This is a genomic window from Streptomyces sp. NPDC107546 (genome assembly GCF_055639175.1).
Window position 1 is genome coordinate 1 of the sequence record NZ_JBVKBA010000003.1, and the last position, 24,235, is coordinate 24,235.

Sequence of the window (24,235 nt, forward strand, 5' to 3'; positions counted from 1 at the left end):
CCAAAGCCCACCCCCCCCGTCACCCTCTCCCCCCCCCCGCATGGGTGGTTCCTGCGTCCCCTCCCCCGCGAACCCCTCGCACGGGGCGAGGTTTCGGCCGCCCCCCGCCCCCCCCGAACCTGCGCCCGGTGCGAGTGGTCAGCGGGGCAGGGCCCGCAGCAGCAGCCGGCGCGGGCGGAGCGTGATGCCGATGCGGGGCGCGGGCTCGGACCCGGGTGCCTGTTCGAAGTGGTAGGCGGAGGCCATCGCCGCGGTGAGGAGCGTGAGTTCGGCCATCGAGAAGTGGTCGCCCGGGCACTTGCGGTTGCCGACGCCGAACGGGGTCATCGCGTGCTTGGGGACCTCCTTGGCCCGCTCCGGAAGCCACCGGTCGGGGTCGAACTCCAGGTGCCGCCCGTAGGAACGCGGATCACGCTGGATCGCGTACGGGCTGTAGACGACGTCGGCCCCGACCGGAATGCGGTACCCGCCGAGCTGTGTGTCGGCCACCGCCCGCCGCGTCAATATCCATACGGCCGGATGCAAACGCATTGTCTCGACGATGACGTGCGCGGTGTACGTCAGCTTCCGGACGTCCTCGAATGCGACCGGCCGGTCACCCACGACGGTTTTCACCTCGTCGTGGACCTTGTCGCCCTGATCCGGGTGCTCGGCGAGGACCTTCAGGAGCGACATGACCATGGAACCGACGGTTTCGCTTCCGGCGGTGATGATGGCGACGACCTGGTCGTGGATCTCCTGTTCCCCGATGGCCTCGCCATTCTCGTCCTTCGCCGTCAGCAAAGCCGTCAGCAAATCGTCCGGCTTTTGACCGGATGCCCGGCGGTCGGCGACGATCTCGTCGACCAGGAGATGCAGATCGGCCAATGCCCGGTTGAATTCGCGGTTGGCCGGAAACGGCAGGCGATAAAGCGGCCCCAGGGGCAGGACCATGCGCTGGTACATACCGCTGAACAGTGTGGTGAGCGCCGCACAGATCCGCTCGGCCCGGGCGTCCATGTAACTGCCGCGCATCAGGCAGCGGGTGGCGACGCGGACGGCCACGCGGAATGCCTCCGTGGTGGCGTCGAGGGTGGCGCCGGAGCGCCAGCGTTCCACGAGCGCGTGCGCCTCCTCCGCCATGATCGGGCCGTAGGCGGGGATGGCCTCGAGCCGGAAGGCGGGCTGGATGGCCCGCCTCTGGCGCCTGTGCAGCGGCCCGTTGCTGGTGGCCACGCCCTGCTTGCCGAGCAGGTCCTCGAGGGACTCCCACAGCGCCCCGCCGATCTGGAAGTCGGTGCTGAGGGCGAGGGCGCCGGCGAGTTCCGGACTGGTGACCGCGTACAGCGTCTTCGGGCCGATCCTCAGCCGTACGACGTCGCCGTCGTCCCGCAGCCGGGTGAGGAAGCCGAGCGGGTCGCGGGCCAGTTTCCAGCCGTGTCCGAGACCGGGGACGCCGCCCGCGGCGAGTGGCGGAACAGACGGCTCCATGGGCGCCTGGGTCCTGACCGATTCCAGAGTCATTTCTCACCTGCCGCTTCGTTGTCGACGTACGGGGGTGTCGACCGGTCGTCCCAGCTGTCCACCCGGTACCGGCCGGACTCGTGATGGAACCAGTACACGGTGCTGAACCAGTTCCGCATGTTTGCGACGATCGCCCTGACCGCGATGCCCAGTTCTTTTTCCCGCACCGTTCCGTCCGCGAGGGTGTCGGCGAACCGCAGTGCCTCCTTTTCGGCGGTGACGAAATCTGTGACGCATTGCCCGACCCGTCGCCGCATTTCCCTGACCGCCTCTTCGAGCGTCAGCCCCTCATGATGGATGAGACTGATTCCGAGATTGTGGACCTCATCCCCCGCTATTTCCTTTGGGAGCGAACACAGGTCGTTGTACCAGGCGGCGAACTCCTGGCTCAGCAGGGCCGCCCGCCGGTATGCGGGGTGTTTCCTGACGTGCTCCGGCAGTTCGCATTCGGCACTCAACTCCAGCAGATCCGTCCAGATCCAGTGCGCGAAGGTGAGCCGGCGCAGTTCGAGGTAGGCGTCCACCGTCGGGACGCGCCCCAGGGTGCGGTTGCGGAACTCCCGGTCGTACGCCTCGATCACCGCGTGGAAGTGCCGAGCGAAGCGCGCGTTCCACGTGGGGCCGAGGAACGAGTACAACCGCAGCACGCTGTCCGCGAACCCGGCCACCAGGGGATCCTGATGGTGCAGATGGTCCGCGGGAGAGTCCAGGGCCTTGTGCAGTCGCGACCTCAGCCTCCCCCAGGCAGCGGGCCGGCGGTGCACGATGTCCCGGTCGTGGCGGTCGTCCCAGACGAAGAACCACGCGCTGTAGTCGGCTATCGCCTGCAGGACCTCATCGGGGGCCCCGATGTAGTAGCCCGCCATGAGGTCGGTGTAGCACAGTCCGTCGGCATATTCCTCGACCTTGTCCGCCGGCATGAGCCGCTTTTCCAGCAGCCAGGAACGTGTCTTCTCCTGCAGGCGGGGCCAATACGGGTGCAGTCGACGGGGAAACGCGGCCTCGATCACCGGCAGTCGGAGCGCCGGTGGAACCGCGACCGCGGTCGCCGTCGGTGAAGTGCTGTGTGGGAAAGCTGGCACGAACAAACCCCTCTCAGCCGCCGGTTGGCGGCGCGCCCCCTCCGTCGTGCCGGGCGCACCGCCGTCGCGTTGTCCCGCGCATTCCATTCAGCACTACAACTGACCGGCATGGGAACGGATTTGCTCCACTCACTCCCTTACTGTGCCGAGATTCTCCCCTTGTGTGACTGATTAAGGATGAGTTCACGCGTACAAGGGATCGAATGTGCGACACACACATGAACGCGACACCTACGCGAACGGCGCCGGACAGAGCGGAGTGCCCTGCCCGGCGCCGTCGACGAGGGAGTGCCCGGGGGTAAGAGACACCCCCCGGGGCTCAGTCGTTGGCCACCACGGGGTAACGGGGCTCGTTCTCGGCCATCTGCCGCAGGGCCTCCTTGCGTTCACGCTTGGAGAGCCGGTCGATGTAGAGGTAGCCGTACAGATGGTCCGTCTCGTGCTGCAAACACCGCGCGAAGTAGCCGGTGCCACGCACCTTGATCGGGTTGCCCTTCTCGTCCTGCCCGGTCACCTCGGCGTAGTCGGGGCGGGCGAGCGGTGCGTAGGCGGTCGGCACGGACAGGCAGCCCTCGTTGCTGTCGTCCAGACGGCGCTTGTCGGCGGGCAGGTCGACCAGCTTGGGGTTGCAGACCACGCCCACGTGGCGCACACCCTCGTCGTCCTGGCAGTCGTAGACGAAGACCTTCAGATCGACACCGATCTGGTTGGCGGCCAGGCCCACGCCCTCCGCGGTGCGCTGGCTGGCGAACATGTCCGCGACCAGCTGCTCGAGCTCCTCGCCGAACTCGGTGACGTCCTTGCACTCCTTGTGCAGCACCGGGTTTCCGACGACCGTGATCGGCCGCGAGGTGCCACGCTCCCGCCAGGCCGTCTCGCGCTCCTCGCAGTCCTCCGTGTCGACGACGAAGCCCTCTTCGTCGACGGGGAGCACGCCCGCGTGCTGCTGATCGGTGTCCTGCTGCGCCATGACCGACGTACGCCTTCCTGCAACCATGGGAAATCTGCGAGTACAGCCTACGGGGCGTGGTCGGGTGACTTCCCCGGGACGACCGGTGCAGGCCCGGTCAACACACCTCTTCGAGGTCCCGCCAGTCCCGGGAATCAGGACTGTCCGCGACCCACCCGTCCAGCAGCCCCCGAACGAGCGATGCCGGCGCGGCCACCCCGCACTCCCGCTCGGGCACCCACAGCTGCCCGTCCGTGCGGTGCCCCAGCGGCCCCGGGTGGCCGGGCTCGCTGTGGTCGTGCGGATCGAGGTGCTCGCCGTCACCCTCGTCGGCCGGCATCCGGGACTCGGAGCACATACGGCACAGCAGCCGCACGGACGAGGACCAGTCCTCCGCGGCGAACCCGGCGTCCGCGGCCAGCTGCTCCAGCGCGTCCCGGTCGGCCTCCGTGGCGGCCTCCAGCAGGACCACCCAGGTGGGCACCGGCGAGGGCGCCCACAGCTCGATCTCGTCGAAGACGGGGTAGGTGTGCCCGGCGGCCGTCGTGCGCTCCCCGTGCGGTACCCCGTCGTGCAGCACGACCTCGCCCCAGCGGCGCCCGGAGGACGGCAGCGGGATGGAGAGCACCTCGATACGGGCGGGGTCCAGCCGCCGGCCCCAGACCACCTCGGCCTCGCCCTCCGGCGACAACCGCACCGCCGCGCTGCCCAGCTCCATCCCGGTGGGCTCCGAGGAGACCGCGGCACCCCCCGGCACCTTCAGCCCGTACGCCTGCCAGGCGCGGCGGGCCAGCGGCCAGTCCTGCAGGGCGGTGGCGGCGATGCCCACGTTCCACCAGTCGGGCGCCCCGGTCTCCTTCTCGAGCAACGCGACCGCGCGCAGCCCGGCAGTGCGGGCCTGCTCCCAGTCGTGGCGGAACTTGTGCAGCAGCGCCAGGTTGAACCAGGACTCCGAAAGCCAGGGCTCCAGATCCGCGGCACGGGTCAACAGCGCTCCCGCGTCCTCGTACCGGCCGTCACCGATCAGGGTGAACGCGCGGTCGGTGGCCTGCCGCCAGGAGGCGGAGGGCCGGTGCCGTCCCTTCCCGAAGATCCTCACGATTCCGCCTGCCAGTCCCTTGCGATTCCCGCCTGCCGGATTCCTGCCGTCTGCGGGGGCCACGGACCGAGCTGTGCCCCCGAACACCCTCTCCTCGCATCCAACCACGTACGGCCGGACGGGCGCTCATTACCCATGGGTTACCCCACCGCTGGGGCCCTCAGACCGTCTCGCTGCAGCACTCGTGCGAGTGATTCCACGACCTCCGGCTGGTAGTCGCGGGCGCAGGCGAGCCGCAGCCGCTCCAGCGCGCTGAGCGGTGCCCCCAGTCCCGTGTCTTCCCTCGTCATCTCCTCGTACGCGTTGACCGCCCGGACGATTCTGGCGCTCACCGGCTGTTCCCGGTAGGGGTCGGCCTGCCGTTCCACGACGACGGCCACCTCGGCGTCCACGCCGGTCTGACGCACCACGGCGCCGCCGAGCAGGGCGATGCGCCGCTGCTCCTCGGCGGGCAGCCGGGCGGTGGCCCCGGCGGGGACGGGGTCGACCAGGCTGAGCTGCCCGATGTCGTGCATGAGGGCCGCGTACTCCAGGACGGTCAGCTCGGGCTCGGTGAGGCCCATCTCACGGCCGACGGCCCGGCTGAGCTCGGCCACGCGACGGGCGTGTCCGGGGGGCGTGTACCCCGCGATCTCGGTGGCACGGGCCAGGGAGGCGATGGTCTGCCGGTAGGTGGTGCGCACGGCCGCGTAGCGCCGGTAGGAGAGCTGGGTGAGCAGCAGCGGCAGCGAGAAGACGGGCAGCGCCCACAGACCGACGACCGCGACGGCCAGGGACATCACGGCTCCCGTGGCGCACACCGCGGAGCCGATGCCGCGCCTGCCGCGCAGCTCGTCGCGCAGCAGCGGCCCGAACGGCCAGCGGGTCCGGCAGTGGGCGAGCACGGCGGCGAGCACGGCGTCGCAGAGGGTGGTCAGGACGAGCAGGGCGACGACGATCAGCGCGTACGCGGGTCCGCTCCGGTGCTGCGGTCCGCCGTGATGGTAGAGGGGCTGGAAGCAGACGGCGGCGAAGCCGACGGTGAGCAGGCGGCGGGTGAGGTGGTCGGTGGTGGGGCCGCGCCCGCGGGCCACGTGCGGCACGCAGCCGGCGAGGGACGCCGCGAGCACCACCGCGACGACCTGGGGCACCCCGTGATGGGTGGGCCGGCCGGCGGTCTCCCCGAGGAGGGCGTAGGCGAGCGCCCCGGCCGCCCCGAGGGGTGCGGGCTCCCGTTCGCCGCTGCCGCTCCACCGGCCGAGCTCGCCGACGCCGACGAGCACCCCGAAGGCGAGGGCGGCACCGGGTTCCTCGATGCCGTGCCAGAGAGTCCGGGCGAGACAGCCGGCGCCGAGGAGCCCGGCCGCGACGTGGGCGAGGAACAGGGGGAGACGGCCGGCGGTCATGCACCGCCCCCACCGGGTCCCCGCCCGGCCGGACGGCCGACCACGGGCAGGGCCGGAGGCGGTACGTTTCCGCGCGCCCGGGCTCCCCGGGCCTCCTCGTGCCGCTCCTCGTCCGCGGTCACCACCGGGTGCCAGCCGTGCCGTGCCAGGGCCCGGACGAACGCCCGTACCATCGCCGGGTCGAACTGCGACCCCGCGCACCGCTGGAGTTCGGTCAGGGCCGCGGCGACGGGGCGGGCCCGCCGGTAGGAGCGGGTGGAGGTCATGGCGTCGAAGGCGTCGGCGACGGCGACCACGCGGGCGCACTCGGGGATCCGGTCGCCCGTCAGCCCGTACGGATACCCGCTGCCGTCGAGGCGCTCGTGGTGGTGGAGGATCGCGGACCGCGCCTCGTCGAGGAACCCGATGCCGCGGACCATCTCGTGGCCGTACTCGGGGTGCAGTTCGATGATCCGCCGCTCCTCGGGGGTGAGCGGCCCGTCCTTGCGCAGCAGCCGGGTGGGCACGCCGAGTTTGCCCACGTCGTGCAGGATCCCGGCGAACCGCAGCACCTCGACACGTTCGTCGTCCATGCCGAGTTCGCGGGCGATCATCATCGAGGCCTGTCCGACGCGTTCGCTGTGCCCGCGGGTGTAGCCGTCCTTGATGTCGACCGCCTGGACGAGCGCCCGGATCGTGGCCTGATGGGCCGCCCGCTCGCGGTGGTACTGGGCAAAGACCCAGCAGGACACGTGCATGGGCAGCAGCACGAGCAGAGCCGCGACCGGCCCATACGTGCTGCGCCACAGCACGGCCATCATCAGTCCGGCCAGGCCGTGCACGGTGACGGGCGCGAGGGAGCGCAGGAACAGGCCACGCCAGGCGGTGTGCGTCGGTACGCCCTCGGCGAGCGCCAGGATCCCGCCGTCGAGGCAGGTGAGCGCCAGGCAGAACGCCACGACGGCGGCGCCCGCGGGCAGGAGCGCGTACGGGAAGCGGGGGCCGACGACCGCGTCGTGGCCGCCGAGCGACCAGTGCACCCGGGAGGCCGCCCACACGGCCAGGGCGAGCTGTGCGGCCCGCCAGGTCCGGCGCAGCCAGGCCGGCCGCCCGTCGACCCGGGCGAGCAGGGCTCCCGGCAGCGGCACGAGCGCGGCGGCCGCGGGCGGCAGCAGGAAGGCGCCGGCGAGCAGGACGGGGAAGAACGTGCCCATGCCGTCGGGTGCGTGGCGGCCCACGAGGGAGCACCGGGGGACCTGCTCGCAGCCGGCGTAGAGCACGGCGAGCAGGGCGACCGCCCACCAGGGGACGGGCAGCCCCGGCACGGGAGCCACGCAGAGCAGGGCGGCCAGGGCGGCACAGCCCACGTACACGTAGCCCCACGACCGAACCGGTCCCACGACGCCACCTCCCGCCGACCGGCGCCCGGCCTGGAACCGGGCGGGCCCGGTCATGCCCCATTCAGGCTCGGGAGCCTAGAGGGGCAGGTGGCGTACCGGGGTGGCATTGGCCCAATCCATGGGCCTCCGGCCCGTGGATTAGCACATTCGAGTGATGAACTGTCGAGGATTGACCCAGCGTCCGAACTGGAGTTCAGGACTCCTGCGGAGTCGCGGTCACATCGTGCTCGGGGACCGCCTGGCCGGAGCGGATCAGCTCGATGCGGCCCATGACCTTCGCCCGCAGGTCCCTCGGCACGTCGTCATGGCCGCAGCACCGCTTGACCAGCTTCTTCACGGCCTGCTCCAGCCCGTACTTCTCCAGGCAGGGAGAGCACTCCTTGAAGTGCTGCTGGAACTTGGTGCGGTCTACGTCCGGCATCTCACTGTCGAGGAACTCGTAGAGGTGGTCCAGGACCTCACTGCAGTCCGTCTCGTGCGGCTCTCCGCAGCTCATGAGCCCGAGCCTTTCTCGTTCGACTCTCCGGCGCCGGCCGGGACCAGCCCGCGCTCGCGGGCGTAGTCCTCGAGCATGCCGCGCAGTTGACGGCGGCCCCGGTGCAGCCGGGACATCACCGTGCCGATGGGTGTCCCCATGATGTCGGCGATCTCCTTGTAGGCAAAGCCCTCTACGTCCGCGAGGTAGACGGCGATGCGGAATTCCTCGGGGATCGCCTGGAGCGCTTCCTTGACGTCCGAGTCGGGAAGGTGGTCGAGCGCCTGCGACTCCGCCGAGCGCAGACCGGTCGACATGTGCGACTCGGCGCGTGCCAGCTGCCAGTCCTCGATCTCCTCGGCCGCGCTGCGCTGGGGTTCGCGCTGCTTCTTGCGGTACGAGTTGATGAACGTGTTGGTCAGGATCCGGTACAGCCAGGCCTTGAGGTTGGTGCCCTCGCGGAACTGGTGGAAGGACGCGTACGCCTTCGCGTACGTCTCCTGCACCAGGTCCTCGGCGTCGGCCGGGTTGCGCGTCATGCGCAGCGCGGCCGAGTACATCTGGTCGAGGAATTCGAGCGCGTCCCGCTCGAAGCGCGCACTGCGCTCGGCGGACGACTCCATGCCCGTGCCCCGGCCCTCGGGCTGCTCCGCCTGGCCGTAGTCGGTCCCTGCGTCGGTACCGGTGACCGGACCCACCTCCTCCAGCGACATGGCAGGACCGAAACCGATCCCACTCGAATCGGAGGATAGACGAACATCGTTGCCCGCCGCCGCTCGAATCGGAGCGGTCTTCGCCGCGCGCAGCACCGTCCAGTCCAGGTCAGCGCTGCTGCTGCGGCTCGAATCAAGCTCCGCCGGGCGCAGTCCGTCCACGGGGTGGTGGTGGGCGACGGGTGGGCAGATGGTCGAACCCATGCGGCGAACTTCCTCTCGTCGGCGCGTACAGCACGCCCGGTGCTGTCTGGTCCCGACAACAGTGGTCCGCCTCGCAACATTCCCGGCGTCACCCGAGTGACGTGGCCCACTTCACCACGGCGTCGGTGAGGGTCTCCAGGGCCTGTTCCTGGGTGATGTCCGCGCGCTTGGGCACCGCGAAGCCGTGGTCGCCACAGGGCACCTCGACGATCTCGTAGGAGCCCCGGGGGAACTCCTCCGGCCTGCCGAACGGGTCGTTGTCGCCCTGCACCACCAGTGTGGGCACGCCCGCGCCCAGCAGTTCGTCCGCCCGCGACCTCTCCGGCTTGCCCGGCGGATGCAGCGGGAAGCTCAGGGCGAGGACCGCGTGCGCGCCCAGCTCGGCGGCGGTGCGGCAGGCGACCCGGGCCCCTGCGCTGCGTCCGCCCGAGATCACCGGCAGCCCGGGGGCGGCGAGCGCGGGCCACACCCCGCGCCAGCCCAGATCCAGCGTCTTGGGCGCGGGCGCCACCTTCTTGCCGGTGACTCGCCAGGGCTGCTCCACGAGCGCGACGCTCACGCCGTGCGCGGGCAGGACCCGGGCGAGTGCCTGGAGGTCGCGTGCCTCGATGCCGCCGCCGGCACCGTGACTCACGGCCAGGACCAGCCTCGCCTGCTTCGCCCGGTGCCAGGTGACGCGGGCCGTACCGGCGTCCGTCTCGACGCTCTGTGTCACATCGGTCACGTCAGAACAGTGTGCCCTCTTCGGGCCCCGCCAGCTCCTTCAGCAGTTCCGGGCCGTTGTTGCGGACGTTGCTGACCGCCGTGGAGACCGGATAGGCGCGCATCAGCCCCGGGGGTGGCGGGTCCAGCAGCGAGCGCAGGTCGTCGGGGTCCGTGCGGGAGGGGTCGAGCCACGCGTCCCAGCGGTCCGGGGTGAGCATCAGCGGCATCCGGGGGTGGATGTCGGCCAGGGTGCGCGGGCCCCCGGCCGGGGCCACGGCCAGCGGTGTCGTCTCCGCCTCCGTGGTGATCACCGAGCAGGTCGCCCACCAGGCCTGCGGGTGGTCGTCGGGCAGGGTCCTGTCCCGCCAGAACTCGTACAGCCCGGCCATCGCGAAGACCGTGCCGTCGGCGGGCAGCACGAAGTACGGCTGCTTGCGCGGGCGCTTGCGCCTGCCCTCGACCTCCAGGTCGCGCTCGTCCTTGCCGGTGACCCACTCGTAGTAGCCGTCGGCGGGCAGGATGCAGCGCCGGGTGGCGAAGGCCCGGCGGTACGACGGTTTCTCGTGCACGGTCTCGGCACGCGCGTTGATCATGCGGGCGCCGCCCTCGGGCGACTTGGCCCAGGAGGGGACGAGGCCCCACTTGAGCCTGCGCAGCTGGCGAACCGGGCGCGTGTCGTCGGCGTCCTTCACAGGACGGTCCAGGACGGCGTAGACCTCCTTGGTCGGAGCCACGTTGTAGTCGGGCGCCAGAGACTCCTCCGGTTCCCTCCCCCCAGCTCTCGACTCCGCTCGAGCAGGGGGGACCCCCATCTCGATTTCAAAGATTCCTGCGAGATCCTCGGGCCTGCGACTCGCTGCGTACCGTCCGCACATGCGTGCCACACTGCCAGATCCGCCGACGACCCTGGAGCCACTCACCGCAATGGACAGCCTCGCCTCGACCTCGCTGAGTTCGCTGCCCGATCTCTGGGACGAGGTCTTCGGCAGCCAACCGGACCCCGCTCTGTGGGTGGTGATCGCCACCATGGTCGCGGCGCTCGCCGTGGTCGTCCCGCACAGCCTGTGGCGGATATCCCGTAACGCGATCACCATCGCGCACGAGGGCGGCCACGGCCTGGTCGCGCTGCTCACCGGTCGCACGCTCACCGGAATCCGGCTCCACTCGGACACCAGCGGCCTCACGGTCAGCCGTGGCAAGCCCTACGGGCTCGGCATGATCCTCACCGCCGCCGCGGGGTACACCGCTCCCCCGCTCCTCGGCCTCGGCGGCGCGGCGCTGCTCGCCGCCGGGCACATCACCGCGCTGCTGTGGCTGGCGACCGCGCTGCTCGTGTCGATGCTGGTGATGATCCGCAACGTCTACGGGGCGCTGACCGTGCTGCTGACCGGCGGCACGTTCCTGGCGGTGTCCTGGCTGACCGGCCCGCAGGTGCAGGCGGCGTTCGCCTACGCGGCGGTGTGGTTCCTGCTCCTCGGCGGCGTACGGCCCGCCTTCGAGCTGCAGGCCAAGCGGTCCCGCGCGGGCGCCCGGGACTCGGACGCCGACCAGCTCGCCCGACTGACGAACGTGCCCGCCGGACTGTGGCTGTTCCTGTTCCACACGGTGTCGCTGTGCTCCCTGATGGGCGGCGGACGCTGGCTGCTGGAGATCTGACGCAGAACGGGGCGCCACCGTGTCGATGTGCGGCCCCGCCGCGGGGGCGCCACCGTGTCGATGTGCGGCCCCGCCGCGACGGAGGTCACCTGTTCGAACGGAACCGGGAGCTTGGGGACAGCGACCGACCATGACGGCGCCGCTCCCGAACGATGCTCCCCCCAACAGCGCCCTTATAGAGTGGGGCCATGGCCCCGAACGCCCCGCACACCGCCCTCTGGCCCGCCCCGCACGCGAGCGGAGCCGTCGACGCGACGGTTCACGTGCCCGGGTCCAAGTCGGTCACCAACCGCGCCCTCGTGCTCGCCGCCCTCGCCTCCGAGCCGGGCTGGCTGCGCCGCCCGCTGCGCTCCCGCGACACCCTGCTGATGGCCGCGGCCCTGCGCGCGATGGGCGTCGGCATCGAGGAGGGGGTCGGCCCGGACGGCTCCGGCGAGACCTGGCGCGTCATCCCCGCCGTACTGCACGGCCCGGCCACGGTCGACGTCGGCAACGCCGGCACCGTGATGCGCTTCCTGCCCCCGGTGGCCGCGCTCGCCGACGGCCCGGTCCGCTTCGACGGCGACCCGCGCTCGTACGAACGTCCCCTGAACGGCGTGATCGACGCCCTGCGCGCCCTCGGCGCCCGTATCGACGACGACGGCCGCGGCGCGCTGCCGCTGACCGTCCACGGCGGCGGCGCGCTGGACGGCGGACCGGTGTCGGTCGACGCGTCCTCGTCCTCCCAGTTCGTCAGCGCCCTGCTGCTGTCCGCCCCCCGCTTCAACCAGGGCGTCGAGGTCCGCCACACCGGTGCGACGCTGCCCTCCCTGCCGCACATCCGCATGACGGTCGACATGCTGCGCGCGATCGGCGCCCAGGTGGACACCCCGGAGTCGGGTGGCGAGCCCAATGTCTGGCGGGTCACCCCGGGCGCCCTGCTCGGCCGTGACCTGACCGTCGAGCCCGACCTGTCCAACGCCCAGCCGTTCCTCGCCGCCGCCCTGGTCACCGGCGGCAAGGTCGTCATTCCGGACTGGCCGGCCCGCACGACGCAGCCCGGCGACCGCCTGCGTGAGATCTTCACCGAGATGGGCGGCTCCTGCGAACTGACCGAACGGGGCCTGGTCTTCACCGGCTCCGGTGCCATCCACGGCATCGACGTGGACCTGGGCGAGGTCGGCGAGCTGACCCCGGGCATCGCGGCGGTCGCGGCCCTGGCGGACTCCCCGTCCACCCTGCGCGGCGTGGCCCATCTGCGGCTGCACGAGACGGACCGCCTGGCCGCCCTGACCAAGGAGATCAACGAGCTGGGCGGTGACGTCACCGAGACCGCCGACGGTCTCCACATCCGCCCGCGCCCCCTGCACGGCGGGGTCTTCCACACCTACGACGACCACCGCATGGCCACCGCGGGCGCCGTCATCGGCCTCGCGGTCGAGGGCGTGCGGATCGAGAATGTGGCCACCACGGCCAAGACGCTGCCGGACTTCCCCGACCTGTGGACCGGGATGCTGGGGAACTGACGGGCGGACTGACGACCATGCGCCGCTACGGCAAGCACACCGACGAGGACGACATCCGCACGCGTCCCAACCGCAGGGGCAACCGGCCGCGGACGAACATCCGGCCGAAGCACGAGGACGCGGCGGAGGGCATGGTCCTCACCGTCGACCGCGGCCGGCTGACCTGCCTCGTCGACGGCCGTACGGTCATGGCGATGAAAGCCCGGGAACTGGGCCGCAAGGCCGCGGTGGTCGGTGACCGCGTGTTCCTGGTCGGTGACCTGTCCGGCGCGAAGGACACCCTCGCGCGGATCGTCCGCATCCAGGAGCGCACGTCGGTGCTGCGCCGCACCGCCGACGACGACGATCCCTATGAGCGCGTGGTCGTCGCCAACGCCGATCAGCTGGCCATCGTCACCGCCCTCGCGGACCCCGAGCCCCGCCCGCGCCTGATCGACCGCTGCCTGGTCGCGGCCTACGACGGTGGCCTGGACCCGCTGCTGGTGCTGACCAAGTCGGACCTCGCCCCGCCCGAGAAGCTCCTGGAGCTGTACGGCGACCTGGACATCCCCTACGTCGTCACCAGCCGTGAGGAACTGGAGACCGGCGATGCCGCGGACCGGGTGCGCGCGCACCTCGACGGCAAGGTCACCGCCTTCGTCGGGCATTCCGGTGTGGGCAAGACGACCCTGGTCAACGCGCTGGTTCCGGAGGACCGGCGCCGCATGACCGGGCATGTCAACGCGGTCACGGGCCGCGGCCGGCACACCACGACCTCGGCGCTGGCGCTGCCGCTGCAGGAGGCGGACGGCTGGGTCGTCGACACCCCGGGCGTACGGTCGTTCGGCCTGGCGCACATCGACCCGTCCCGCGTCATCCACGCCTTCCCGGACCTCGAGCCCGGCACCGAGGGCTGCCCGCGGGCGTGCAGCCACGACGAACCGGACTGCGCGCTCGACGCATGGGTCGCCGAGGGGCACGCGGATCCGGCCCGGCTGTACTCCCTGCGCAGGCTGCTCGCCACGCGGGAACCCAGGGAAGGGGACTGACCTCGCCGGTGTTTGGGTCCCTCACACGCAGGTAAAGGCTTACACGCACCGAGATCCGACAGGGCCTGTGCAGTCGGCGTGGGGACGTGGAGGACGACACATGGCGTGGCTGCTGGTCATCGTGGCCGGACTTCTCGAGACCGGTTTCGCCGTCTGCCTCAAGCTCTCCCACGGTTTCACCAGGCTCTGGCCGACCATCGCGTTCTGCTGTTTCGCACTGGGCAGCTTCGGCCTCCTCACGCTGTCCTTGAGGAAGCTGGACGTGGGTCCGGCGTACGCGGTGTGGACGGGGATCGGGGCGGCGGGGACGGCCATCTACGGGATGGTGTTCCTGGGTGACCTCGTGTCCACGCTGAAGATCGTCTCCATCACCTTCGTGATCGTGGGCGTGATCGGCTTGCAGCTCTCGGGCTCGGCTCACTGAGCCTGAGGGGCACGCCCCGTAAGAGACGGGGCTCGGGGCGCACCGTCACCGAGCCTGCTGCGGCAGAGCGGCCCGCACCAGTTCCGCGACCCCGCTCTCCCCCGGCGGAGCCGCCACACACGACAGCGACAACCGGACGACCACCTCACAGGCACGGGCCAACTCCGCGGCATCGCCGTTGCCCTTGCCGGGCAGGGCCACCGCCGCCACCGCGCGATCAAGGACCAGCCCCACCAGATCCGACGGTGAGGGCAGTGGCCCATCGGCCCGCCGCTGTGCCGGTACGGCGGAGCCGGACGGCACGGCCGCGAGCGACGGCGACGGCAACGACTCGCTCCAGCATCCGGTGAGCAGGGCGCGGACGAGGGCGTTCTCGCGGGCCGCCGAGACGGTCCACTCCGCGGCCGAAGCCAGTCGCTCGCCGACGCCGCCGGGTACGGCGAGAGCCTTCTCGACACCGGCGAGGTACCCGTCCGCCTCCCGGCGCACCAGGGCGCGGGCGAGCCCGTCCTTGCTGCCGAACTCGTTGTACAGCGTCTGGCGGGAGACACCGGCCGCCGCGGCCACGTCCACCATGCGCACGGCGGACCACGGACGGCGCAGGAGCGCCGTGTAGGCGGCGTCCAGCAGGGATTCCCGCGCTGCAGGCATCATCGCCTCCCTCGGGACCAGCGGCTCTGACGCACAGGGTTGACGCGTGCACCAACAGTGTCAAGGGTTCTCGGCGGCATTGAAGGGCGCGCACCGGCCGTCACACGCCGCGATCGCACGGCAGCGCGGGGCCGCCCGCGGAGGCGCCCCAGGAAGATCCCCCGTCCCGTGTGGCCGGTCCGGCGAAGGGGCAGATACGGTTCGGTCATGCCCGACTATCTCGATGACCTGCGGCTCGCCCATGTGCTCGCGGACGCGGCCGACGCCGCGACCACGGGCCGGTTCAAGGCCCTTGACCTCAAGGTCGAGACCAAACCGGACATGACACCCGTGAGCGAGGCCGACAAGGCCGCCGAGGAGCTGATCCGCGGCCAGCTCCAGCGCGCCCGGCCGCGTGACGCGATCCTCGGCGAGGAGTACGGCGTCGAGGGCACGGGCCCGCGCCGCTGGGTGATCGACCCGATCGACGGCACCAAGAACTACGTGCGCGGCGTGCCGGTGTGGGCCACGCTGATCTCGTTGATGGAGGCGGGCGAAGGGGGCTACCAGCCCGTCGTCGGTGTCGTCTCGGCGCCCGCGCTGGGTCGGCGTTGGTGGGCGGCGAAGGGGCATGGCGCGTTCACGGGGCGCAGTCTGTCCTCGGCGTCGCGGCTGCACGTCTCGCGCGTCGCAAGGCTGTCGGACGCGTCCTTCGCGTACTCCTCGTTGTCCGGCTGGGAGGAGCAGGGCCGGCTGAACGGCTTCCTCGACCTGACGCGCGCGGTGTGGCGCACCCGTGGCTACGGCGACTTCTGGCCGTACATGATGGTCGCGGAGGGGTCGGTGGACATCTGCGCGGAGCCGGAACTGTCGTTGTGGGACATGGCGGCGAACGCGATCATCGTGACCGAGGCCGGCGGCTCCTTCACGGGCCTCGACGGCCGCCCGGGCCCGCACAGCGGCAACGCGGCCGCGTCAAACGGTCTGCTCCACGACACCCTGCTCGACTATCTGAACGACCGGTACTAGCCCCACCGGTACGACCCCCTACCGGACGGTACGAGACACCAGGGGTGCACAAGGGTGCTTCTGTGCACCGCGAGCGCCCCAGAACTCACGTCGCGCGCCCTCTTGTTGACCGGCCCTTTGCCTGGGAACCTGGGCATCACCCACTTGTGAATTTGTGAAGCCTGGGGTGGGCGCTCCCGGCGAGCTGCATCCTACGGTTCCGGAGCCCCGAGCCAGTGCGGTCGAGTGGGTTCCGTCCAGCGCACTCGTAGCTCCAGCGCACTCGTAGGAGGTGGCTCCGCCCCATGCTCGTCCGCGACGCCATGAGCACCGTGGTCCTCACCATCGGCCCCGCACACACTCTCCGCCAGGCAGCAGCCCTGATGTCCGCCCGCCGGGTCGGCGCGGCGGTGGTCCTCGATCCGGACGCCGGCGGCCCCGGCATCCTCACCGAGCGCGACATCCTCAACTCCGTCGGCCTGGGCCAGAGCCCGGACATCGAACGGGCCCAGGCCCACACCACCATGGACGTCGTGTTCGCCGCGCCGTCCTGGACCCTCGAGGAGGCCGCGCGGGCCATGGCCCACGGCGGTTTCCGGCATCTGATCGTCCTGGACGACGACGAACCGGTCGGCGTCGTCTCGGTCCGCGACATCATCCGCTGCTGGGCCCCGACCCGCCGGCCGGCCGCGGTGAGCTGATGCAGGACGGTGCCTGTACGGACAGGATCCGCACAGGCACCGCACTCGACCGCGACCATCGACCGAGCTGCCCGACATACGGGCGACCCGGACGGCGTGAGCGGCGCCGGTTCAGCCGCGAACGGGGCGCAGGGCCTGCACCGCGACCTCCAGGCGCTTGCCGAAGTCGCCGTCGGCCCTACGGAAGTTCTCGATCGCGCGCTCGACGATGTCGTCGCGCGAGACCTGCGAGAGGGAGCCCGCGAGGTTGCCGATCAGGCGCTCCCTCTCGTCCTCGGACATCAGGCGGTACAGGTTGCCCGCCTGCACGAAGTCGTTGTCCTCCGCGTGCACCGGGGCCTCGTGGTTGCCCGTGGCGCCCTGCACCGGGACCGGCTGCCACAGTGGCCGGTCGGTCTGGAACGGTCCGCCGAAGCTGTTCGGCTCGTAGTTCCTGGCGCCCTTGTGACGGCCGTCGTACAGGAAGCCGTCCCGGCCGTGGGTACGCGCCCCGGCGGCGTGCGGGCGGTTCACCGGCAGCTGGTCGGCATTGATGCCGACGCGGTAGCGGTGCGCGTCGCCATAGGCGAACAGGCGACCCTGGAGCATCTTGTCCGGGGAGGGACCGATACCGGGCACGAAGTGGGCGGGGCTGAAGATCGACTGCTCGACCTCGGCGAAGATGTTCTCCGGATTGCGGTTGAGCTCGAGCTTCCCGATCTCGATCAGCGGGTAGTCGCCGTGCGGCCACACCTTGGTCAAGTCGAACGGGTTGAAGCGGTAGCTCGCCGCCTCGGCCGCGGGCATGATCTGGACGGAGACGGTCCAGGTCGGGTACTCGCCCCGCTCGATGGCCTCGCGCAGGTCACGCTGGTGGGAGTCGGAATCCTTGCCCGCGAGGATCTCGGCCTCCTCGGCGGTCAGGTTCCTGATCCCCTGGTCGGTCTTGAAGTGGTACTTGACCCAGAAGACCTCGCCGGCCTCGTTGTTCCACTGGAAGGTGTGCGAACCGAAGCCGTCCGTGTGGCGGTAGGACGCCGGGATACCGCGGTCGCCGAAGAGCCAGGTCACCTGGTGGGTGCTCTCCGGGCTGAGGCTCCAGAAGTCCCAGACGTTGTCCGCCTCCTGGCTGCCCGTGTAGGGGTCGCGCTTCTGGGTGTGGATGAAGTCGGGGAACTTGATGGCGTCCTTGATGAAGAACACTGGGGTGTTGTTGCCGACGAGGTCGTAGTTGCCCTCTTCGGTGTAGAACTTCAGCGCGAAACCGCGCGGGTCGCGGACGGCGTCCGCGGCGCCGAGGTTGCCGGCCACGGTCGAGAAGCGCAGGAAGACCTCGGTCTGCTTGCCGACCTCGGAGAGGAAGGCGGCACGCGTGTACGGGGTGACGTCGGCGGTGACCGTGAAGGTGCCGTAGGCACCCGCGCCACGGGCGTGCACCACTCGCTCCGGGATCCGCTCCCGGTTGAAGCGGGCGAGCTTCTCCAGCAGCAGCTGGTCCTGAACGAGAACGGGGCCGCCGACGCCTGCCGTCTCGCTGTTCTGGTTGTCGGCCACCGGAGCACCGGCCTCCGTCGTGAGCCGTCCCTGCGTCACCTGAGCCTCCTCAGTCACTGCCACTGCCTCGTCTTCTGTCCAGCCCGGTCACCCGACCAGCATAGAACTCGATCCTATATTGGACTAAGTCCAAGTCAAGCAGTCATCTAAAGTCACACCTGTTCGGAATCTGGTCCCCAGCTGTTAGGCTGGTGGGCATGAGTGACCTGTTGGAACGGCTGCGCGGACGTGGATGGCGGATGACCGCGCAGCGGCGCGTCGTGGCCGAGGTCCTCGACGGCGAGCACGTCCACCTGACGGCCGACGAGGTGCACGCGCGTGCCGTCGCGAAGCTGCCGGAGATCTCCCGGGCAACCGTCTACAACACGCTGGGTGAGCTGGTGTCCCTTGGCGAGGTGCTCGAGGTCACCACGGACAAGCGCGCCAAGCGTTACGACCCGAACGCGCACCGGCCGCACCACCACCTGGTGTGCGCCAACTGCGGCACGATCCGCGACGTCCACCCGATGGGCAACCCGCTGGCGGACCTCCCCGCCTCGGAGCGCTTCGGCTTCACAGTGTCGGACGTAGAGGTGACGTACCGCGGCCTGTGCCCGAACTGCGCGGCGGCGTAGCGGCGCTTCGTCGGCTGTGCGTCCGCCTCGCAAGGGGCGCATCACAGCGTCACCAGCGTCACAGGGACGCGTCAACGCAGCAACAGACCGAGGCCGGAACCCATTTGGATTCCGGCCTCGGTCTTTCAGTAGCGGGGACAGGATTTGAACCTGCGACCTCTGGGTTATGAGCCCAGCGAGCTACCGAGCTGCTCCACCCCGCGTCGATGAACGCAACATTACGTCAACGACACGGACAGAGGCAAATCGCTTCAGCGGCCCCGCTCCTCCGGCGCCCGGAGCCGCTCTCCGTCACGCCGACAGCTCCTCCCGCAGAGCGTCCCGCAACCGCGCCGCCCGCTCCGCCACCTCCGCCGGTCCCAGCGACACCGCTCGGTCGGCCCACCGCTGCCCCTCCGCCAGCTCCCCCCGACGCGCGTAGACCAGCGCCAGCCGCAACGCCGCGCGCCCATGCCCGGCGTCGGCCGCCCGGGTCCACCACAGCGCGGCCTCCGGCTCGCTGCCCTCCCGCGCCAGCAGCAGCCCCAGATTGAAGGCGCCGTTCCGCGACCCGCCCTCCGCCGCCTGCCGGTACCACCGCGCCGCCTCCACGACGTCCCCCCGCGCGGCGGCCAGCATCCCGACCCGTACCTGCGCCCGGCGGTGCCCCTGCGAGGCCGCCCGCTCGTACCACTCCTCGCACTCGCTCTTCTCGTGCGACGGCTCCCCCAGCTCGTGCTCGGGCGCCGGGGGCCGCCGCGCGTCCAGGAGCGTGGCAAGCCGGTACGCCGCCTCCGCGCTGCCGCCCCCCGCGGCGCAGCGCAGATGCCGTTCGGCCGTCCGCTCGTCCCCCTGACGCAGTCGGGCGATCCCGACCTGGAGTGCTGCCTCGGTGTGCCCCGCGGCAGCCGCCCGCTCGTACCATCCGAGGGCCGTGTCGTCCTCGCCCCGGCCGGCGTAGAGGATCCCCAGGTTGAACGCGGCGTCCACGCTCCCGGCCTCCGCCGCCTTGGAGAACCACGGTTCCGCCCCCGTCGTGTCCCCGCACTGCAGCAGCAGGATGGCAAGCGCGTTCGCCGCCTCACGATGCCCGGCGTACGCCGCACGCCGGTACCACTGCTCGGCCTGCGCGGTCCGCCCCTGCTCGGCACAGAGCAGCCCCAGGTTGTACGCGCCGTTGACGTCGCCCGCGTCCATCGCCGCCCGGTACCACCGCTCGGCGGTCTGTGTCTCCCCACGCTCGGCGTGCAGCGCGCCCAGGGCGTTCGCCGCGTTGCCGTCGCCCTCCTGGGCGGCTCTGAGCCACCACACCGCGGCGCTCTCGGTGTCCCCCGCGTCCCGCAGCAGGAAGCCGAGCGCGCAGGCGGCCCGCGCCTCGCCGTCCTTCGCGCTCGTCAGGTACCAGCGACCGGCCTCCTTCAGATCGCCCCGCCGCTCCAGGATCACCCCGAGGTGCAGCGCCGCGCGCCGGTGCCCGCGCGCGGCGGCCTGCCGGTACCACTGCTCCGCCTCCTCGAGCACGGACGGCTCGACACCGTTGTCAGCGTCGGCCTCCTGCTCACCCAGCGCCCTGCGGTCGAGCGTTCTCGCCAGCCGGTACGCGGCCTCACGGTGCCCGCGCTCCGCGGCGGCCCGCATCCACTGCTCGGCGCTGTCGTCACCGCGGTGCTCCAGCAGATCGGCGAGCGCGTACGCGCCCAGAACATGCCCCTGCTCGGCCGCCTGGCGCAGCCAGTACTCGGCGGCCGGCTCGTCGCCACGCTCACGGTGGTGCCGTCCGAGCGCGTGCGCGGCCGCGGCGGACCCGGCGACGGCGGCGATGCGCCACCAGCCGGCCGCCTCCTCGGCGTATCCGCGCTGGTGCAGAAGGACACCCAGGTTGTTGGCGGCGGCGCGGTCACCCGCGGCGGTGGCGGCGCGCAGCTGGGGCTCGGCTCCGTCGAGATCGCCTCGGCGCAGCAGCATGGCGCCGAGGACGCTCATCGCCTGGACGTCGCCGGCCTCGGCGGCGAGCCGCTGCCGCGCCTCCTCGGCCGCCTCACCGGCCTCGTCCCGCTCGACGGCCTGCTCGACGGCCTGCTCGACAGCCTGGTCAACGGAGGGGTCGACGGAGGAATCGGCAGAGTGATCGACGGACTGGTGGGCGAGCCCGTGGGCGGACATGTCGGCGGACTGCTCGGCCGACCGGTCCACGAGCCGGTCGGCGGACCGCCCAAATCGGCCCGTCCCGAACAGAGTTGCCTTCTCCCCCATAACGTCCATCGTCGCACCACCTGCAACCTGGGTACACCTGGTATACCGCAGCCAGTGAGGTCACTTCAGCGTTTTGTCGACATGCCCACAGAGAGACAAGTCAAACACAGAAGTGGCCAACTGCCCCCACAAACAGCCACATTTCAGGCAAGTCGCCTGGTCACGCCGTACTCCCCGTCGTGTCGCACACACGCCGAAGGCCCGGATCCAAGATCAGGATCCGGGCCCTCGACTTCAGTAGCGGGGACAGGATTTGAACCTGCGACCTCTGGGTTATGAGCCCAGCGAGCTACCGAGCTGCTCCACCCCGCGCCGTTGTTCCTCCACCGTATCACGGCGCGGGAGGGGCCCTGGTTCAGCCCCCGCCGGAAGCGCTCGGTGAACTGCTGGGCGAACCGCTCGGGGTGCCGCTCGGCGAGCTGCCGGGGGTGGCGGAGGTACTGCTGCCGCTCGCTCCGCCGCCACCGCCACTGGTCTTCCCGGCCTTGGTCTGGGCCTCCTCGGCCCGCTTCAGCGCGTCCTGCAGGTCCTTCTGCGCCCGCCCGTACGCTTCCCAGTCGCCCTTCTTGAGGGCTTCCTGGCCGGCGTCGAAGGCCTTCTGGGCGTCCTGGAGCGCCTGTTGGACGGTCGGGTTGCCGGGCGTCGGCGGTTTGCCGGTCCCGGTGTCCGGCGGCGGGGTGGAACCCTGGACGCCGAAGACCTTGTTGAGCGCCTCGTCGAGCGTGTCCTCGAACGCGGTGTTGCCGCCGTAGGTCACCAACACCTTCCGCAGCAGCGGGTACTTGAGCCCGCCGCCACGGACGTAGACGGGTTCCAGGTACAGCAGCCCCCCGTCGAGCGGCACGGTCAGCAGGTTGCCGTACTCGATGTCGGAGTCGCCGCCCTTCAGCAGCCTGATCGACTCGGCGATGCTCTGCTCGGAGTTGAACTGGCTCTGGACCTGCTTCGGCCCGTCGACCGTTCTGCTCGTCGGCAGCTTCAGAATCCTGATCCTGCCGTAGTCGGGTGTGCCCGCCTCGGAGTCGACCGCCATGAAGGCGCTCAGGTTGTCACGGCCGTTCGGCGTGAAGGTCGTCGTCAGGGAGAACGCCTGCGCCTGCTGGTCGGGCATCTTCATGCTCAGGTAGTACGGCGGCACCGCGTTGCCCGTCTTGTTCGTCGGGTCGTCGGGCACCTGCCAGACCTCGCTGCCGCTGAGGAACGTCTGCGCGTCCTTGACGTGGTAGCGGGTCAGCAGCTCGCGCTGGACCTTGAACAGGTCCTGCGGGTAGCGCAGATGGGACATCAGCGACGACGAGATGTCGCTCCGCGGCTTCACCGTGCCCGGGAACGCCTTCATCCAGGTCTTCAGGACGGGGTCCTCGGTGTCCCACTGGTAGAGCTTGACCTCGCCCGTGTACGCGTCGACGGTCGCCTTCACCGAGTTGCGGATGTAGTTGACCTGGTTCTGCTGGGCCATCACCGCGCGCTGGGTGTTGCCCGCGGTCAGCGAGTCGGCCGTCGTGTCGCCCAACGTCGTACGGGAGGAGTACGGATAGCCGTTCGACGTCGTGTAGGCGTCGACGATCCACTGGATGCGGCCGTCGACGACCGCGGGGTAGGCGTCACCGTCGATGGTCAGCCACGGCGCGACCGCCTCGACACGCTCCTTGGGCGTGCGGTTGTACACGATCCTCGAGCCGTCGCCTATGGCGCCGGAGTAGAGGATCTGCGGCTCACTGAACGCCACCGCGTACGCGGCCCGGTTGATCGGGTTGGAGAGGCTGACCCCGCTCTTGCCCCGGTAGCTGGTGGTCTTCTCGCCGTTGTCGTCGGAGTAGTCGATCTCCTTCTGGGGGCCGCCGACGATCGAGTACGTGGTGGTCTTCTCGCCGTAGTAGATCCGCTGTTCGTACGTCCCGAGGTCACCGGTCGACGGCAGGTCGGACTCGGTGAAGACGGGCTGGCCGTTGGCGTCGGCGGTGGTGCCCTTGGCGGCGACCACACCGTAGCCGTGGGTGTAGCGGAAGTGGTCGTTGATCCAGTTGTTCTTCGGAATGCCGTTCAGGTTCAGCTCACGCAGACCGATGACCGTGTCCTGGTCCTTGCCGTCCTTCGTGTACCGGTCGACGTCCAGGTTGGTCGGGAACGCGTAGTAGTTCTTCATCTGCTGGAGCTGCTGGAACGTCGGCGAGACGATGTTCGGGTCCAGCAGGCGGATGCTCGCCGTGGCGTCCGCGTCGTCGCGCAGCGTGCTCTTGTCCTTGGTGCTGCTCGTCCCGGCGTACTCGCTGACCTGGGCGTCGTCGATGCCGTAGGCCTCGCGGGTCGCCTTGAGGTTCTTGTCGACGTACGGCGCCTCCTTGGCCTGCTCGTTCGGCTGGACCTGGAACTTCTGGACGATCGCCGGGTACAGCCCGCCGATGAGGATCGCCGAGAGCACCATCAGGCCGAAGCCGATCACGGGCAGCTGCCAGGTGCGCCGCCACAGGGTGGCGAAGAACAGCAGCGCGCAGATGACCGCGATGCAGAACAGGATCGTCTTGGCCGGCAGGTAGGCGTTCGCGTCGACGTACCTCAGGCCCGTCCAGTCGCCGGTCGCCTTGAAGTCGCTGGACTTGACCGCGAGTCCGTACCGGTCGAGCCAGTAGGCCACCGCCTTCAGGGCGACGAAGACACCCAGCAGCACGGACAGGTGCCCGGTGGCGGCGGCCGTGGCGCGCGCTCCCGGGGAGGTGATCCGCAGCCCGCCGTACAGGTAGTGGGTGAGCGCGGCGGCGATCAGCGACAGGACCGTCGCGGCGAAGCCGAAACCGAGCAGGAAGCGGTACCAGGGCAGGTCGAAGGCGTAGAAGGAGACGTCCAGGTGGAACTGGGGGTCCTCCTGGTGGAATGGCACGCCGTTCACCCACATCAGCCAGGTCCGCCACTGGCTGGACGCGGACGCACCCGCGACCAGGCCCACCAGGGCGGTGATCCCGAGCAGCAGCCACGTCTTGTACGGCGCGATCCCCATCCGGTAGCGGTCGAGGCTCTGCTGCTCCATGGACATGGCGCTCAGCGGCGGACGCAGCCGGTGCGCGAGCCAGATGTTGACGCCGACCGCTGCCGCCATCAGCAGACCGAAGACGAAGAAGAGTCCGATCTTGGTCCACAGGGTGGTGGTGAAGACGGACGAGTACTTCACCGACCGGTACCAGAGCCAGTCCGTCCAGAAACCGGCGAACATGACGAACGCCATACCGAGAACGGCGAGGACCCCGAGCGTCATGAGCAGGGTCCGGGCCCGCCCGGACGGGCGGCCCACTCTGATCCGTGGCCCCGTCGGGCCTCCGCCGCGGTCGGGCATCTGGAAAGCCAAGGTGCGCACCTCGAAGTTCGCTGTTGATCCGAGTTGATCCGTCAGGCCCCCGTGAACGCGGACCATGGAT

The 24,235-nt window shown here is 70.6% G+C and carries 21 protein-coding genes and 2 tRNA genes; 7 read left to right on the forward strand and 16 right to left on the reverse strand.

All coding sequences use genetic code 11. The features are described 5' to 3' along the window. Window positions 1-138 precede the first annotated feature (138 nt). The 10 genes from ACZ7L1_RS04850 to ACZ7L1_RS04895 form a co-directional block, all read right to left on the reverse strand. Window positions 139-1,503 carry a bifunctional albaflavenone monooxygenase/terpene synthase gene (locus ACZ7L1_RS04850; RefSeq protein ID WP_471434241.1) on the reverse strand — a complete coding sequence of 455 codons (1,365 nt, stop codon included), beginning with the start codon at window positions 1,501-1,503 and terminating at the stop codon, window positions 139-141. Then, window positions 1,500-2,585, reverse strand: coding sequence for an epi-isozizaene synthase (gene cyc1 / locus ACZ7L1_RS04855; protein WP_471434242.1), 1,086 nt, complete (start codon window positions 2,583-2,585; stop codon window positions 1,500-1,502). Before cyc1 ends, ACZ7L1_RS04850 begins: the two co-directional genes overlap by 4 nt. A gap of 319 nt (window positions 2,586-2,904) precedes the next feature. Next, window positions 2,905-3,555, reverse strand: a complete 651-nt coding sequence (def, locus tag ACZ7L1_RS04860) for a peptide deformylase (RefSeq protein WP_471434243.1) — start codon at window positions 3,553-3,555, stop codon at window positions 2,905-2,907. A gap of 97 nt (window positions 3,556-3,652) precedes the next feature. Then, a complete protein-coding gene (locus ACZ7L1_RS04865; protein WP_471434244.1) occupies window positions 3,653-4,633 on the reverse strand; it encodes a tetratricopeptide repeat protein in 981 nt (326 codons plus the stop codon). 140 nt (window positions 4,634-4,773) lie between these two features. Then, entirely contained in the window at window positions 4,774-6,018 is a 1,245-nt protein-coding gene (locus ACZ7L1_RS04870; protein WP_471434245.1) for an HD-GYP domain-containing protein, read from the reverse strand. Continuing rightward, window positions 6,015-7,397 carry an HD-GYP domain-containing protein gene (locus tag ACZ7L1_RS04875; protein ID WP_471434246.1) on the reverse strand — a complete coding sequence of 461 codons (1,383 nt, stop codon included), beginning with the start codon at window positions 7,395-7,397 and terminating at the stop codon, window positions 6,015-6,017. The genes ACZ7L1_RS04870 and ACZ7L1_RS04875 overlap by 4 nt, the downstream gene beginning before the upstream one ends. Window positions 7,398-7,590: 193 nt before the next feature. Next, window positions 7,591-7,893, reverse strand: a complete 303-nt coding sequence (rsrA, locus tag ACZ7L1_RS04880; RefSeq protein ID WP_471434247.1) for a mycothiol system anti-sigma-R factor — start codon at window positions 7,891-7,893, stop codon at window positions 7,591-7,593. Beyond that, window positions 7,890-8,570, reverse strand: coding sequence for an RNA polymerase sigma factor SigR (gene sigR / locus ACZ7L1_RS04885; RefSeq protein ID WP_219822307.1), 681 nt, complete (start codon window positions 8,568-8,570; stop codon window positions 7,890-7,892). Before sigR ends, rsrA begins: the two co-directional genes overlap by 4 nt. 307 nt (window positions 8,571-8,877) lie before the next feature. Beyond that, the gene (locus tag ACZ7L1_RS04890; protein WP_471434857.1) at window positions 8,878-9,504 is read right to left on the reverse strand and encodes an alpha/beta hydrolase family protein; all 627 of its coding nucleotides are present in this window, start codon (window positions 9,502-9,504) and stop codon (window positions 8,878-8,880) included. A gap of 10 nt (window positions 9,505-9,514) precedes the next feature. After that, window positions 9,515-10,369 (reverse strand): SOS response-associated peptidase, encoded by an 855-nt coding sequence (locus tag ACZ7L1_RS04895; RefSeq protein ID WP_471434248.1) that lies wholly within the window; start codon window positions 10,367-10,369, stop codon window positions 9,515-9,517. Window positions 10,370-10,418: 49 nt separating this feature from the next. Between ACZ7L1_RS04895 and ACZ7L1_RS04900 the strand changes: the two genes are divergently transcribed. From ACZ7L1_RS04900 to ACZ7L1_RS04915, 4 genes are all read left to right on the forward strand, one after another. Beyond that, the gene (locus tag ACZ7L1_RS04900; protein ID WP_471434859.1) at window positions 10,419-11,150 is read left to right on the forward strand and encodes a M50 family metallopeptidase; all 732 of its coding nucleotides are present in this window, start codon (window positions 10,419-10,421) and stop codon (window positions 11,148-11,150) included. A gap of 188 nt (window positions 11,151-11,338) precedes the next feature. After that, complete coding sequence (gene aroA, locus ACZ7L1_RS04905) at window positions 11,339-12,655, forward strand: 3-phosphoshikimate 1-carboxyvinyltransferase (RefSeq protein WP_471434249.1); 1,317 nt, start codon at window positions 11,339-11,341, stop codon at window positions 12,653-12,655. 17 nt (window positions 12,656-12,672) lie between these two features. Next, entirely contained in the window at window positions 12,673-13,683 is a 1,011-nt protein-coding gene (gene rsgA, locus ACZ7L1_RS04910) for a ribosome small subunit-dependent GTPase A (RefSeq protein ID WP_471434861.1), read from the forward strand. A gap of 100 nt (window positions 13,684-13,783) precedes the next feature. Next, window positions 13,784-14,107, forward strand: coding sequence for a DMT family transporter (locus ACZ7L1_RS04915; protein ID WP_103839322.1), 324 nt, complete (start codon window positions 13,784-13,786; stop codon window positions 14,105-14,107). A 45-nt stretch (window positions 14,108-14,152) separates the two neighbouring features. Here the strand turns inward: ACZ7L1_RS04915 and ACZ7L1_RS04920 are convergent, their stop codons facing one another. Beyond that, the gene (locus ACZ7L1_RS04920) at window positions 14,153-14,761 is read right to left on the reverse strand and encodes a TetR/AcrR family transcriptional regulator (RefSeq protein ID WP_471434250.1); all 609 of its coding nucleotides are present in this window, start codon (window positions 14,759-14,761) and stop codon (window positions 14,153-14,155) included. 204 nt (window positions 14,762-14,965) lie between these two features. On the opposite strand from ACZ7L1_RS04920, the gene hisN reads away from it, so the two are divergent. Together hisN and ACZ7L1_RS04930 are read left to right on the forward strand one after the other, a co-directional pair. Continuing rightward, window positions 14,966-15,766 (forward strand): histidinol-phosphatase, encoded by an 801-nt coding sequence (gene hisN / locus ACZ7L1_RS04925; protein ID WP_471434251.1) that lies wholly within the window; start codon window positions 14,966-14,968, stop codon window positions 15,764-15,766. A gap of 284 nt (window positions 15,767-16,050) precedes the next feature. Continuing rightward, window positions 16,051-16,446 carry a CBS domain-containing protein gene (locus tag ACZ7L1_RS04930; RefSeq protein ID WP_471434252.1) on the forward strand — a complete coding sequence of 132 codons (396 nt, stop codon included), beginning with the start codon at window positions 16,051-16,053 and terminating at the stop codon, window positions 16,444-16,446. A 111-nt stretch (window positions 16,447-16,557) separates the two neighbouring features. On the opposite strand, the gene ACZ7L1_RS04935 is transcribed toward ACZ7L1_RS04930, so the two are convergent. After that, complete coding sequence (locus ACZ7L1_RS04935; protein ID WP_471434253.1) at window positions 16,558-18,018, reverse strand: catalase; 1,461 nt, start codon at window positions 18,016-18,018, stop codon at window positions 16,558-16,560. A 158-nt stretch (window positions 18,019-18,176) separates the two neighbouring features. On the opposite strand from ACZ7L1_RS04935, the gene ACZ7L1_RS04940 reads away from it, so the two are divergent. Next, entirely contained in the window at window positions 18,177-18,593 is a 417-nt protein-coding gene (locus ACZ7L1_RS04940) for a Fur family transcriptional regulator (protein WP_471434254.1), read from the forward strand. Window positions 18,594-18,722: 129 nt separating this feature from the next. Here the strand turns inward: ACZ7L1_RS04940 and ACZ7L1_RS04945 are convergent. From ACZ7L1_RS04945 to ACZ7L1_RS04960, 4 genes are all read right to left on the reverse strand, one after another. Then, window positions 18,723-18,796 (reverse strand) — tRNA-Met (locus ACZ7L1_RS04945). A gap of 88 nt (window positions 18,797-18,884) precedes the next feature. Beyond that, complete coding sequence (locus ACZ7L1_RS04950) at window positions 18,885-20,834, reverse strand: tetratricopeptide repeat protein (RefSeq protein ID WP_471434256.1); 1,950 nt, start codon at window positions 20,832-20,834, stop codon at window positions 18,885-18,887. Window positions 20,835-21,063: 229 nt separating this feature from the next. Next, a tRNA-Met gene (locus ACZ7L1_RS04955) sits at window positions 21,064-21,137 on the reverse strand. A gap of 43 nt (window positions 21,138-21,180) precedes the next feature. Next, entirely contained in the window at window positions 21,181-24,153 is a 2,973-nt protein-coding gene (locus ACZ7L1_RS04960; RefSeq protein WP_471434862.1) for a UPF0182 family membrane protein, read from the reverse strand. Between the last annotated feature and the right edge of the window lie 82 nt (window positions 24,154-24,235).